The sequence below is a fragment of the Aestuariibaculum scopimerae genome, assembly GCF_059428085.1.
On record NZ_CM182089.1, the window covers coordinates 3,365,569 to 3,380,123 of the forward strand.

Genomic DNA, 14,555 nt, shown 5'->3' on the forward strand with positions numbered 1-14,555 from the left:
AAAGACAAAAACAATGATAATTATGCAATTGTTTAACATTTTTAATACCACCGTCTTCTAAACAAGCCCAAAAGCACTTGAGGGTCTATCGTAACCTTAAAACGTATTCTTTGGTCGTAATCTGGTTTGCCTATTTCCCAGCCCAAACTTGAGTATACGGGGAAGTATATTTCAAAATAATCAGTTACTAAATTAATCCGAATACCAGAATCATAAGCAAAGCTAGGACTGTTATGCCTGTTTTTTAACAATCCCATATCTCCATAAGCTAAAACATATTTCCAGAGTGTAGTACTTACATTAACAGTAGACATCCACTGGTTGGCAAACGGTGTTTCTAACTTCGATTTAAAACCGCCCTCTGCATCGATGTATTGCTGACTAAAGATTCCTGTGGATTCAGACCTGCCTAAATACGGATAGTCAAACAAATAATCGGTTGGCCTGTCTAAAGCAAAACTAAAATAGTCGGATGTTGGGTCATTTCTGTTATTTAAAAAAGCCCCTGTATAAAACCTTAAATTTAATTGCCTGTTATTTTCAAATAACCGCCTGTATTCATAATTAAAAGCAATTTTAGTAAACTTTTTGGCGACTTGAAAATCGGTATACCATTTACTGTAATTAATTAAATTATCGTTAGAATTAAGGTAGCGTATGTTTAATATACTGTAATTTGGCTCACTGGTTGTTAGTATGTTATTAAGATCTCTATCTCGATTAATAGTGACATACCTAAAAATAAGGGATTGCCGTTTGTTAGAACGTAAATCATTGTCTTCCCTAAATAAAAAGGTAATAGAGGGTGTTATTTGTCTAACAAATAAATCTTCTGCATAGGATGTATAGCTACCAACAGCGCCATAATTGATGTAATACAAATTACTGTTCTTTAGGTAATGGGTTTTTGAGATTGAGGCAGACCCTGTTAGGGTTTTTGATTTAAACGCATAAAGTGGCTCAATCTTATAATTGAAAAGCTTTCTTAAAACAGTTGTATTGTAAGCCCGCATGCCCAATGTGAAGCCATCATAGATATTATTGAATTCGGCTATGGGCATAAAAAAAACCTGATTGTAATAGGGGTCTTCTATATCTTTAAAAAGCCTGAACTGTAAAGGCTTGTTGTTAAAAAAGAAACCTTTTAATGATTTCCAATTATCGCGAGCATTAACTTCAGGTATAACATTCTCATAATTTAAAACAAGTTTATCGGCATTGTTTCTTGGTATGGTTAATGTCTTGCTTTTAGTGATATTTTCTACCCATCTTTTTGATATAATGCTATCGTTGCTCAATGTATACAACGAAATGGGCATAGTGTTATGCTCTTTATTTTTAATGGTAAGGGTTATAGAGTCTTCTGTTTTTACAACATTCTTAATTTTAAAATCAATGGCCTTACGGGTTTCTAGATAATCTGTAAAAAACCAATCAATATTTTTATTGGTTTTGGTCTTTAAAAAGTCTTCAAAGGCTTTTGTGGATGTTTGCTTTAGTTTTTGCTCTTTTACAAAAGCTTCTATGGTATTTTCTAAAATGTGACTATTGATAAAATCGTCTAAATAGTCTAAACCAACACCTGCTTTGTATTTATTGGCTATGCTATAATTAAACTTTAACAATGAATCTTTGGCCATGGTTAGCGGCTGGTCTCTATTGGTTCTTGCCATAAGCATATAAGCCAATATGTATTTATCGTTAAACTTCATATCAGCTGCATGAAAAGACCGTACACCCCAAATATTGGCTAAAGAGCCTAAGAATTTCATATTTGGGTAATAGGTTTCCACATAATTCATCAAATAGAAAATTTGAATGCCATCCAAGAGCCATTGTTCCTTTCTGGGATTGATAAGCAATGTATTCTCCAAATAGTTACGTAAGGCTATTTTTAATAGCTTTAGTTCATATTTAAAATGGCTGGGGTAAGGTTTTATAAAGTTTGGCAAAAAGTTTAGACCATACAGGGGGTCTTTGTCATAATCTATCTGTGTTAAAAGCAATTTTTTATGCGGATACGGGCCAAAGCTTTGGGTAATGAATTCGGTGATTTGCTCAGTAATTAACACTTTGTCTAAAACATTCAGTTCTTCTCCATTAATATTGGATATTAATGCAAAATCTTCGGTTTGAATGGTATTGAAATGCGGTGCTTTGTTTAAGAACAGCTTTGTGTTTATACGCTTTTCCCCATGTAACTTGGCTGTTTTTTTTGTGGGTAACAGCTGTTCTTCTATAACGTCTAACTCACTGGTTAATTTATGTGTTTCTGGATATTCTATGTCTAGGTTTAAAGTAGCTTCTGGAATAAATAAATCATCCAAACCCTTATTGCTGTAATACTGCCATTCACCATTATAAACCGCGGGGGTAATGTACCAATATCGCAAGTTTAAATCACCTGTTTCTGTAATACCATAGCTGGTAAATTTATCACTAGGTATGTGTACAATGTACTCTAAATAGATGTTGTAAGATTCATTAGGTTTTAGTGGTGTTTCAAGTGTAACCTCAATAACATCAATATGGTTTTTTAGTTGTTTAAAACTTAATTCGTTACCATTTTGTCTTATAGAGGTTATCACAGAATAACCTCTTTCTTCATTTTTGGCTAAATGAAAGTCATTTTTGTATTCATCTGCAATTCTAACAGCTAGCGGCGTTTTTTTTGTGGAATAGCTTTTATTCCAATCATTCAAATAAATAACATCTAAAACATCTGAAGTGGTGTTTTGATATTGAATGGTTTGCGAAATGGCTATTTCTCGATTTTCAATATCGAAAACAGCTTTTAAGTCAATTTTGTTCTGACCAAAGCTACAAAAGCTTACAAGCATACATATAGAAAAACGTAAAAGACTTGGTTTCAATTTTTATTTTAACATTTTAGGGTTCATATATGTTAAGGCGCTGCAATATAGTAAAACTAGGTTAACTAAATATAGTTAAATGTTTGGCAGTCATTAACATTAACGTAATATGCGGATTTGTGGTTTTTTAAAAATTAGGACTTAAGGCTGTTTCTTTATAAAATGCATCGAGTATCGTTATCACTTCCTTTTCTGTATCTACTACATGAATTAAATCTAAATCCTTTTCACTTATATTGCTATAGTCTTTTAAAAGGGTTTGTTTTATCCAATCTATAAGGCCTTCCCAAAATTTAGTGCCAACTAGTATAATGGGGAATTTTTCAATTTTATGGGTTTGTATTAATGTCATGGCTTCAAACAATTCATCTAAGGTTCCAAAACCGCCAGGCATAACAACAAAACCTTGCGAGTACTTTACAAACATAACTTTACGAACAAAAAAGTAATCGAAATCTAAGTTCTTGTCATGGTCTATATACGGATTGTCATGCTGTTCAAAAGGTAATTCTATATTTAAACCAACTGATGTACCCCCACCAATATGGGCTCCTTTGTTACCAGCTTCCATAATGCCAGGCCCGCCACCTGTAATAACACCATAACCCGCATTTACAATACCAGTGGCAATTTTTTCTGCCAGTTTGTAATAAGGATTATCAGGTTTTGTTCTTGCTGATCCAAAAATAGATACACATGGACCTATTCTGCTCATCTTCTCAAAACCATTTACAAACTCGCCCATAATCTTAAATATGGCCCATGAGTCGTTTGTTTTTATTTCATTCCATCCTTTATGGTGTTGTTCTGTTATCATAATGAAAATGTTTATTGTTCTAACCTATTTTCTCTAATCTTCCAAATGTAGTTTTCTATCTAGCTTCTTGCAAACAAGTGTTAATAAATTATCTAGTCTTTAATTAATTCTTTTTTAAGAAACTTGGCCGTATAGCTCTTTTTGTGTTGGATAACGTCCTCGGGAGTGCCTTCTACAATAATCTTACCACCACCTTTTCCTCCTTCATAACCAATATCAATAATGTGGTCAACGGTTTTAATGACATCCAAATTATGTTCTATTATTAATACGGTATTACCCTTGTTGGCTAATTTATTAAGTACAATCATTAAAACACGAATGTCTTCAAAGTGTAAACCTGTTGTTGGCTCATCTAAAATGTAAAAAGTATTTCCGGTATCGCGTTTACTAAGTTCGGTAGCCAGTTTAATACGTTGTGCTTCCCCGCCAGAAAGCGTAGTGCTTTGTTGTCCTAATGTAATGTAACCTAACCCAACATCTTTAATGGTTTTAAGCTTTTTATGGATTTTAGGGATATGTTCAAAGAAATCTACGGCTTCATTAATGGTCATATCTAGTACATCACTGATAGATTTTCCTTTGTAACGAATTTCTAAAGTTTCTCTATTAAAGCGTTTTCCTTGGCAGGTTTCACATTCTACGTAAACATCGGGAAGAAAATTCATTTCAATAACTCGTAAGCCACCGCCTTGGCAGGTTTCACAACGACCGCCCTTAACATTAAAACTAAAGCGTCCTGCTTTATAACCACGAATCATGGCTTCTGGTATTTTAGCATAAAGCGCTCTTATTTCGCTAAAGGTACCTGTGTAGGTAACAGGATTGCTTCGAGGTGTTCTTCCTATGGGAGACTGGTTAATGTCGATTACCTTATCAATGTGCTCTAGGCCCTTAATACTTTTATAGGGCATGGGTTTTTTAACGCCATTAAAATAATGAGCATTTAAAATGGGGTAGAGGGTTTCATTGATTAAGGTTGATTTGCCACTGCCAGAAACCCCTGTAACACCAATCATTTTTCCTAGAGGAAATTTAACCGATACGTTTTTTAAATTGTTACCTGAGCAACCAATGAGTTCTAAAAACTTACCATTGCCTGCTCTACGCTTTTTAGGGACTTCTATTTCTTTAGTACCGTTCAGGTAATCGGATGTTAAAGTGTGGTGCGTTAAAAGTTCTTTTGGCGATCCTATACTAATAATTTCACCACCATGCTTACCTGCTTTGGGGCCGATATCAATTACATAATCGGCACGTTCAATCATGTCTTTGTCATGCTCAACTACTATTACAGAATTTCCAATATCCCGTAACGAGGCCAGTGAGTTAATCAGTTTTTCGTTATCCCGTTGGTGTAAGCCAATACTCGGCTCATCTAAAATATATAGCACGCCTACCAGTTGCGAACCAATTTGTGTTGCTAAGCGTATGCGTTGGGCTTCACCACCAGACAGTGATTTAGAGCTTCTGTTTAAGGACAAGTAATTTAGGCCAACATCTAGCAAAAATTGTAATCTAGACCTTATCTCTTTTATGATTTCCTCTGCAATTTTAAGCTGTTTATCAGATAGGTGTTTGGGCAAGTCTTTAAACCAATCTGCCAATTCAGAAATATCTGTATTGGCCAACTCTGCAATGTTTTTATTGTTTATCTTAAAATAGAGGGACGCTTTCTTTAGTCTGCTACCATGGCACTCCGGGCATTCAATTTTGTCCATATAGTTCTTGGCCCAACGCTTTAGGGAAGTAGATTCGGCTGTTCTATATTGGTTTTCAATAAAATTGGCTACACCTTCAAAATCTATTTTGTAATCGCGCGTTACACCCAATGTTTTGCTTTCTACCGAAAATTTTTCATTTCCCCCATACAGAATCATTTGTTTAGCGTCCTCAGGAATATCTTTATAGGCATCGGTTAATTTAAAGTTAAAACGTTGTGCAATGATTTCAAACTGTTTAAATATCCAACTTTTCTTTTCTGGACCATGTGGTGCTAGGGCACCATTTTTAATGGAAATGGAATCGTCAGGCACTATTTTTTTCTCATTGACCGTGTATAAGGTTCCTATACCATTACAATTGCTACAGGCGCCTTTGGGTGAGTTAAATGAAAAATTATTGGGTTCTGGATTGGGATATGATATTCCAGAAGTAGGGCACATTAAGCTTCTACTAAAGTAACGGGTTTCGTTGGTATCTTGATCTAAAACCATCAATACATCATCACCATGGTACATGGCAGTGTTAATGGTTTCCGTTAGGCGTTTGTCGTTATCAATAGTATCAGTTATAACCAATCTATCAATAACAATCTCTATATCGTGTGTTTTATAGCGGTCTAGCTTCATGCCCTTAACCACTTCCTTTATTTCACCATCAGTACGCACTTTTACAAAGCCTTGCTTGTCAATTTGCTCAAATAATTCACGATAATGCCCCTTTCTAGAACGAATTACTGGGGCCAAAACGTTAATACGTTTGTCCTTAAAGTCTTTAATAATGAGTTCTTTAATTTGTGCATCACTATAGCTTATCATTTTTTCACCCGTATTATAACTATAGGCATCACTGGCCCTAGCATATAATAGCCTTAAAAAATCATAAATTTCGGTAATGGTGCCTACAGTAGAGCGTGGTGATTTGCTGGTTGTTTTTTGCTCAATAGCAATAACAGGAGAGAGCCCTTCTATTTTATCAACATCTGGGCGTTCCAAGCCGCCTAAAAACTGACGGGCATAAGCCGAGAAGGTTTCAATATAACGGCGTTGTCCTTCTGCATAGATGGTATCAAAGGCTAATGACGATTTTCCGCTACCGGACAGGCCAGTTATAACGACAAGTTTTTCTCGAGGTATGGAAACATCTATGTTTTTAAGGTTGTGAACTCGGGCACCTTTTACTTCAATAAAATCATCAAAATGGTTCATATAGTGGCAAAAGTGCAAAGTTACAATTTTAGTTGTTAATTTCTTGTGAAGTTTTATTTCAGAATTATTATCATTGTAAATGAAATAAAGCCAAGGATAAGAATAGGCAATAGGAGAAGCGCTTTAATAGTTTAAATTTATAAACTTCTATGCCTCTAAATAAGTAAAAACAAACATTATGAAATTACTAGGAATAGGATCTCGTATAAATCATTCAGAATATGGCAAAGGGGTTGTGACCAATGTAACCTCACAACATTATTGGGTAACGTTTATTGAAGGTGGTTTAGAGACCATTGATTTAGATAGCGATTTTGAAGTTATTGAAGCTGCTGATGGTGATGTGGATACGGTTAGCTTTTTTGATGTTGAAAGCAGTTTAGTGGAAATTTTAAAGACCTGGAGTGATGTTAGTGAAGTAGTGCCCATAGCCGATAAATATAAGGGAGGAAAGCTTATTCTAGAACCAGGGGATGCCAGTTTAAAACCGTATGAATTGCCCATTGATACATTTTTTCATAAAATAACGATGGTAAGGGACCGCTTGCGTGTTATGGAACAACGCATTAATGCCAGTAATTTGGATGAGCAGGGTAAAATAGACCTGCAGCAGTACATTACTAGAATTTATGGTAGTCTCACCAGTTTCAATATCTTATTCAAATCCAAGAGCCATAACTTTGTTGGGCAACGGGGCAACAAATAAAGACCTATTTGTGATATAATTTTATTTTACCCCCCTAATGTGCCCTAATTCAATACCAATAATAAATAATTTGTGGAATGTGGGTAATTTGGCACCACTTTCGGTAGTAGTCCAATCGCTCCATGAAGCTTCTAATCCTTTAATAGGCAGTATAGAGGCCCATATTTTAAAAGCTTTAGGTTTTCCGTTTGTGTCAAACAGCCACAAATATGAGTCACCGGGCGTAGAACCTCCCGTGGTATAGGTTACCAGTAAAGCTTTTTCATTATTTTCTAGCGTTACTAATCGCCGTTCGACACCAGCATCAAATACTTTATAAGGAGCTACCAGCCAAAACGAATCGTTATTAAAATAACCCATAGCTTCTTCTATAAGTTCTTTGGCTAATTTGCCATCTACTTTAAAACTGTGCACATAAGCCTTGCTTTTAGCATGATCATTTAAATTGAGGGTCACTTTGTATTCTTCCCACTGTACATTGCAAATATTATTGGCTTTTTCCCATTTGTAATGGTGTCTCATTTTAAAGGACCATTCAATATAATTAGTGTTTTTATAGGCTTCGTAATTTAATTGGGCAAGCATTTTATGTGCCAGTGCATCTGCTTCTTTACCCAAGGCGCCTTGTGGAAGATCTTCATTGTACTTAAAGAACACAAAACAGAAAAACAGAAAACTGGGTAGCGTTAAGAAAACAATAACGCCCGCAACAATTTTAAATGTTTTTTTAAATTTCATTAAATAGCGGTTAAGAATGGTTGTCTAAAATATTAATTACTAGTGGTGTAATCAAAGAAAACCATTAAAAAACGACAGCAGTAACTTCCCTTCGGATAATCGGTAATCCCATATGCCTTTAATCTTGCAAAACGGACTTCTATCGAATGGCGTTTTTCTCTACGTTTTTTGTGTGTTCTTCAAGTTTTATTTTAGAAAAATGGATGAGTTCACTAAAAAAGCCTGAGAATTCAGTTTCAAACTCAGAATAAAATATTTCTAGTTCGTTAACAGCTTCATCCATACCAGAACGGTTCTTGGTTCGTCTGTTCATACCATCCAAAACTTTTGCTATGCCTTGTATAGAAGCGTAGTTTAGCAACCAATTATCGGCCATCATGTAAGGCATCATTTTCTGTATGCGTACAGGTAGTATGTCGTAATGGGCTTCTAGAGAATCATAAAACGCCTCAACATAATCTTTTAATGGTGTGCTATGGTATTGGTGCCAGTTTTTTGCCAAAAAATGGTCATATAGAATATCAACAATAACTCCCGAGTAATGGCCATACTTTTCATGTAAGCGTTTGGTACTTTTTCTAACAATTTTATGGGCATCTGTAAAGGTATCGATACTTCTGTGCAATAAAATGCCAATTTGGATGTTCTTGGGGTACTTTTTATAGGACTTTCCTTTAACACCATCGGCCATAAAATTACCAATAGTAATTAGGTCGTTTTCACCAGAAAGGTAAATATGTGCTAAATAATTCATTTGTGAAATTTACGAATTCCGTTTTAAGAAATACAAGTTTGTAATTGTATATTTGCTTTTGAATTTCAAAAATTAACGTAATGACGCTTATAAAATCGATTTCAGGAATTAGAGGTACCATTGGTGGCCAGATAGGTGAAAATTTAACACCCATTGATGCTGTTAAATTTGCAGCAGCTTATGGGGCTTGGATCAAGCAACAACGCAATAAGAAAGACTATAAAGTTGTTGTTGGAAGAGATGCCCGTATTTCTGGGCAAATGATACAAAATTTAGTTATGAACACATTGGTTGGTATGGGTATCCATGTGGTCGATTTAGGGTTATCTACAACACCAACGGTTGAAGTAGCCGTACCTATGGAACATGCCGATGGTGGTATTATTTTGACTGCAAGCCATAACCCGAAGCAATGGAATGCACTCAAACTATTGAATGCTAGTGGGGAGTTTTTAGATAGTGAGGCAGGAGCTAAGATCTTAGAAATTGCCGAAAGCAATTCGGTGGATTTTGCCGACGTGGATAATCTTGGTAAAGTTACCAAGAATAAAGCTTACATGGATTTGCATATTATAGAGGTGCTGGATTTATCTCTGGTAACTGTAAAGCCTATTGAAGAAGCTAAGTTTAAGGTGGTGGTAGATGGTGTAAATTCTACAGGAGGTTTAGCCATTCCACTATTATTAGAGCGGCTAGGAGTAGATGTTGTTAAGTTGTATTGTGAGCCTAATGGACGTTTTCCGCACAACCCGGAGCCATTAAAAGAACATTTATCCGAGCTTTCCAAAAAAGTAGTTGAAGAACGTGCCGATTTTGGTATTGTAGTAGATCCAGATGTAGACCGCTTGGCTTTTGTAGACGAAAACGGCGAGATGTTTGGCGAAGAGTATACCTTGGTAGCTTGCGCTGATTATGTGTTAAGCAGAACCCCGGGCAATACTGTTAGCAATATGAGTTCTACTAGAGCTTTGCGCGACATTACAGAAAAATATGGCGGCACCTATGAAGCCAGTGCTGTTGGCGAAGTAAATGTGGTTAAATTAATGAAGGCCAATAAGGTAGTAATAGGTGGCGAGGGCAATGGCGGTATTATTTACCCAGAATCACATTATGGGCGCGATGCTTTGGTTGGTGTGGCACTTTTTTTAAGCTTGTTGGCTGATAAGGGTCTTAAAGTTAGTGAACTTAGAAAAACCTATCCTAACTACTTTATGAGCAAAAAGAAAATAGAATTAACGCCTGAGTTGGATGTTGATGCCATTCTAAAAACCATGGAACAACAATACCAAAACGAACAACTGACTACCATTGATGGCGTGAAGATAGATTTTTCTGAAAGCTGGGTGCATTTGCGTAAAAGCAATACAGAACCGATTATTAGAATTTACACTGAAGCCAAATCGCAAGAAACGGCTGATGCTTTGGCTGATAGATTTATTAAGGAAATTAGTGAAATTGCTAAAAATTAACTAGGCTTTTTATTAGCATGTTTCCAGCGTTTGTGCGTCCAGAAATAATACTCAGGAGCTTCCTTGATTTGGTTCTCAACCTCACGCAGAAACAGGTCGGTTAATTCATAATCTATATAGCTTTTGGGATTTTCTGCCAATGTGATAATTTCAGCTTCGTAATGGCCTCGTTTTACTTTGCTAATTTTTAAATAGGAAATCGATAGATCTAACTTTTTTGCCAAACGCTCGGCTCCAGTAAAGCAGGGCACTTCAATCCCCATAAATTTACCCCAATAAACATCATTGGTAAGCCTAGGGGATTGATCGCTTAAAAAAGCTGTAATGCTTTTTACTCCATGAGCTTCGTTATCGGTAATTGTGGTTATAGTTTCCTTGGTACTTATCAATGTTGTGTTAAATTTAGAACGGATATTCCTTACCAATTTATCAAAATAAGGATTTGCCAAACGCTTATAAACAGCATAACCTTTAAAGTTTATATGGTTTTGAACTTCAATAGCCCACTCCCAACTAGCATAGTGCCCAAACATTAAAAGAATACTTTTGTTTAGGGATTCTAATCGCTTGAATTCTTCAGGATTAACAATCTTAAAACGTTTTTTAAGTTCTTTTTTAGAAATGGTTAAGGTTTTGGTCATTTCTAAAAACATATCACATAAATGCTTGTAGAATGTTTTAATTATGCCGTTAATTTCAGCATCAGTTTTGTTAGGAAACACCAATCTTAAATTAGTTAACACAACCTTTTTTCTATAACCAATAATATGGTATAACAAAACATATAAACCATTTGAAACAAGGTAAAGAATCCTAAATGGCAAGATAGAAATTACCCATAAAAGTGGATAAACAATAATATATGCTAGAAATTGCATGAATTAATTTTAGATTTGTAGGCGCAAAGATATACTAATTTGAAATTAAACGTTTATACCATATGGGCAATTTAGATTTAATTACCATTATAATTATAGCAGCCAATGTTATTATCTCTTATAAAGGATTTAATGATTATGCTTTTTTTGATACCTACAAATTTCATATAGGAGGTGTGCAACGTGGTGAAAAAATACGCTTGTTCAGTTCGGGTTTTTTGCATGCAGACACACAGCATTTATTGTTTAACATGCTAACTCTGTACTTTTTTGCAGGCACCGTAATAGCCTATGTTGGTACTGTTCGTTTTTTGTTTATATATATAGGGAGTTTGTTTTTTGGGAATTTATTATCACTGTATTTTCACAAAGACGAGTACCATTACAGTGCCGTAGGAGCTAGTGGAGCTGTAATGGGCATATTGTATTCAGCTATTTTATTTGAGCCCCAAATGCGTATTAATTTTATACCCGGATACTTGTTTGGAATAGGATATTTATTATACTCCATTTACGGAATGAAGAAGCGTATAGGTAACATTGGGCACGATGCTCATTTTGGAGGTGCGATAGGAGGGTATGCCATAACTTTGATTTTAGCTCCTTGGCTTTTTCAAACGGATTTACTTATGATAGGTTTATTGGCAATACCAATTCTTGTCCTATTTATTTTGAAGAAACTTGGAAAAATATAACACAAAGGATACCTGAAAAAGCTGAAAGCCCTAATTGTTATTTATTCATTACCAATTTTCAATTGAAAAGTGGCATAAGTATTGACTTATTGTTACGCATAAATAGACTAATGTGTTGCGAAACCACTGGTATTCATGGCGGTTATTTATTTATGTAATTATAAAAAAGTTAAAGAACAGTTTGTTTTTGTGACAGATTGACTTAAAAAATATATATGAAGAAATCCAATTTTATAAGCCTTGACAGTTTGTCATTACAAGATTTTGATGAAAACTCAGAATTAATTCCACTGATGACACCTGAAGATGAAGAAGAAATCAATAATGAGGGTTTGCCAGAAACCTTGCCCATTCTTTCTTTAAGAAACACCGTATTGTTTCCTGGAGTTGTAATTCCCATTACGGCAGGTCGCGATAAATCCATAAAATTAATCAACGATGCCAATAAAGGAGCTAAAGTTATTGGTGTGGTGGCTCAAAAAGATGAGTCTGTAGAAAACCCAACAGCCAAAGAAATCCATGAAATTGGTACGGTAGCGAGAATATTGCGTGTACTTAAAATGCCCGATGGCAATGTAACAGTCATTATTCAAGGCAAAAAACGCTTTAAGGTAGCCGAGGTGATTACCGAAGAGCCATATATGAATGCTACGGTTAGGGAAATACCCGAAGCAAAACCAGCTATTAAAAATAAAGAGTTTTCGGCTATAATAGAATCTATTAAAGACCTAGCGCTCAATATTATTAAGGAAAGCCCCAATATTCCTAGCGAGGCTTCCTTTGCCATAAAAAATATAGAAAGCAACTCTTTTTTAATCAACTTCGTATCCTCTAACATGAATCTTTCAGTAGCTGAGAAGCAAGCGCTTTTAGAGATTAATGATCTTAAGAAGCGTGCGATGGCAACACTTAAATATATGAATATTGAGTACCAGAAACTGGAATTGAAGAATGATATTCAGTCGAAGGTGCAAATGGATATGAGTCAACAACAGCGAGAGTATTTCCTACATCAGCAAATGAAGACCATTCAAGAAGAGTTAGGAGGTGTTAGCCATGATGAAGAGATTGAGGAAATGCAAAAACGTGCTGAAGAAAAGCTTTGGGACGAAAAAGTAGCTAAGCATTTTGAAAAAGAGCTTTCTAAAATGCAACGTATGAATCCTCAAGTTGCAGAATACTCCATACAGCGTAATTACTTAGAGCTATTTCTGGATTTACCATGGAACGAGTTCAGTAAAGATAAATTCGATTTAAAACGAGCCAAACGTATACTGGATCGGGATCATTTTGGATTGGAGGATGTTAAACGACGTATTATTGAATATTTAGCCGTATTAAAATTGCGTAACGATATGAAGTCGCCCATCTTATGTTTATACGGTCCTCCAGGAGTTGGTAAAACATCCTTGGGAAAATCTATAGCCGAGGCATTGGGTAGGGAGTATGTACGCATTTCTTTAGGAGGCTTACGTGATGAAGCAGAAATACGCGGTCATAGAAAAACCTATATAGGTGCCATGCCTGGACGTATCATCCAAAGTTTAAAAAAGGCTGGTACCTCTAATCCTGTCTTTGTTTTAGATGAAATTGACAAACTTTCTAATTCCCATCAAGGAGACCCTTCCTCAGCCATGCTAGAGGTACTGGACCCTGAACAGAACAGTGAGTTTTACGATAACTTTTTGGAAATGGGGTATGACCTCTCTAAAGTTATGTTTATTGCTACCTCAAACAGTTTGGCAACTATACAACCTGCATTACGGGATAGAATGGAAATAATTAATGTAACGGGTTATACCATCGAGGAAAAAGTTGAAATTGCCAAGCGTCATTTATTGCCAAAGCAATTGAAAGAACATGGTTTAAGTGAAAAGCACCTTAAAATTGGGAAACCACAACTGGAAAAGATAGTAGAAGGCTATACTAGAGAATCTGGTGTACGTGGCTTAGAAAAGCAAATTGCTAAAATGGTACGCTATGCGGCCAAAAATATTGCGATGGAGGAAGACTACAATATAAAAGTCACCAACGAAGATATTATAGAAGTGCTGGGCGGCCCTAAATTGGAACGTGATAAATACGAAAACAACAATGTAGCTGGAGTGGTTACCGGATTGGCATGGACCAGCGTTGGTGGTGACATTTTATTTATAGAATCTATTTTATCCAAAGGCAAAGGCAATATGACTATTACAGGAAACCTAGGTAAAGTCATGCGAGAATCGGCTACCATCGCTATGGAATATATAAAATCCAATGCCGATGCCTATGGTATTAATCCAGAGGTTTTTGACAAGTATAATGTACACATTCACGTGCCAGAAGGAGCTACACCAAAAGACGGTCCAAGTGCTGGCGTGACTATGTTAACCTCATTAGTATCGTTGTTTACACAGCGAAAAGTAAAGAAAAGTTTAGCTATGACCGGTGAGATTACGCTTCGTGGTAAGGTGTTACCAGTAGGCGGTATAAAAGAAAAGATATTAGCAGCTAAGCGTGCCAGAATTAAGGAAATTTTACTTTGCGAAGAAAACCGTCGTGATATTGAAGAAATAAAGCCTGAGTACTTAAAAGGATTAAAATTTCATTATGTAACCGATATGGGCGATGTGATAAAAGTAGCTCTGACCAATCAAAAGGTAAGTGGTGCAAAAAAGCTTTAATAGCCTAATTATAAAGCTCCGATATATAT

Annotated in this window: 10 protein-coding genes; 4 read left to right on the forward strand and 6 right to left on the reverse strand. The window is 35.7% G+C overall.

Annotated elements, in window-relative coordinates; all coding sequences use genetic code 11:
- Nucleotides 1–41 precede the first annotated feature (41 nt).
- The 3 genes from AC5SR4_RS14610 to uvrA form a co-directional block, all read right to left on the reverse strand.
- Complete coding sequence (locus tag AC5SR4_RS14610; RefSeq protein WP_495357015.1) at nt 42–2,873, reverse strand: gluzincin family metallopeptidase; 2,832 nt, start codon at nt 2,871–2,873, stop codon at nt 42–44.
- 127 nt (nt 2,874–3,000) lie between these two features.
- Nucleotides 3,001–3,690 (reverse strand): LOG family protein, encoded by a 690-nt coding sequence (locus AC5SR4_RS14615; protein ID WP_495357016.1) that lies wholly within the window; start codon nt 3,688–3,690, stop codon nt 3,001–3,003.
- Between the two features lie 92 nt (nt 3,691–3,782).
- Nucleotides 3,783–6,620, reverse strand: coding sequence for an excinuclease ABC subunit UvrA (gene uvrA, locus AC5SR4_RS14620; protein ID WP_495357017.1), 2,838 nt, complete (start codon nt 6,618–6,620; stop codon nt 3,783–3,785).
- A gap of 178 nt (nt 6,621–6,798) precedes the next feature.
- Here uvrA and AC5SR4_RS14625 point away from each other — a divergent pair, with 178 nt between their 5' ends.
- A complete protein-coding gene (locus AC5SR4_RS14625) occupies nt 6,799–7,326 on the forward strand; it encodes a DUF8685 domain-containing protein (RefSeq protein WP_495357018.1) in 528 nt (175 codons plus the stop codon).
- A gap of 21 nt (nt 7,327–7,347) precedes the next feature.
- On the opposite strand, the gene AC5SR4_RS14630 is transcribed toward AC5SR4_RS14625, so the two are convergent.
- Together AC5SR4_RS14630 and AC5SR4_RS14635 are read right to left on the reverse strand one after the other, a co-directional pair.
- Entirely contained in the window at nt 7,348–8,064 is a 717-nt protein-coding gene (locus AC5SR4_RS14630) for a hypothetical protein (protein ID WP_495357019.1), read from the reverse strand.
- 139 nt (nt 8,065–8,203) lie between these two features.
- Nucleotides 8,204–8,818, reverse strand: coding sequence for an acyl carrier protein phosphodiesterase (locus AC5SR4_RS14635; RefSeq protein WP_495357020.1), 615 nt, complete (start codon nt 8,816–8,818; stop codon nt 8,204–8,206).
- Nucleotides 8,819–8,898: 80 nt separating this feature from the next.
- Between AC5SR4_RS14635 and glmM the strand changes: the two genes are divergently transcribed.
- Nucleotides 8,899–10,287 carry a phosphoglucosamine mutase gene (glmM, locus tag AC5SR4_RS14640; protein ID WP_495357021.1) on the forward strand — a complete coding sequence of 463 codons (1,389 nt, stop codon included), beginning with the start codon at nt 8,899–8,901 and terminating at the stop codon, nt 10,285–10,287.
- On the opposite strand, the gene AC5SR4_RS14645 is transcribed toward glmM, so the two are convergent.
- Nucleotides 10,284–11,165 (reverse strand): lysophospholipid acyltransferase family protein, encoded by an 882-nt coding sequence (locus AC5SR4_RS14645; protein ID WP_495357022.1) that lies wholly within the window; start codon nt 11,163–11,165, stop codon nt 10,284–10,286. The two genes, glmM and AC5SR4_RS14645, sit on opposite strands and share 4 nt — an antisense overlap.
- Before the next feature lie 62 nt (nt 11,166–11,227).
- Here AC5SR4_RS14645 and AC5SR4_RS14650 point away from each other — a divergent pair, with 62 nt between their 5' ends.
- Nucleotides 11,228–11,860: a rhomboid family intramembrane serine protease gene (locus AC5SR4_RS14650; RefSeq protein WP_495357023.1), complete on the forward strand. Its 633-nt coding sequence runs from the start codon at nt 11,228–11,230 to the stop codon at nt 11,858–11,860.
- 215 nt (nt 11,861–12,075) lie between these two features.
- Nucleotides 12,076–14,526 (forward strand): endopeptidase La, encoded by a 2,451-nt coding sequence (gene lon / locus AC5SR4_RS14655; RefSeq protein WP_495357024.1) that lies wholly within the window; start codon nt 12,076–12,078, stop codon nt 14,524–14,526.
- The last annotated feature ends 29 nt before the right edge of the window (nt 14,527–14,555 follow it).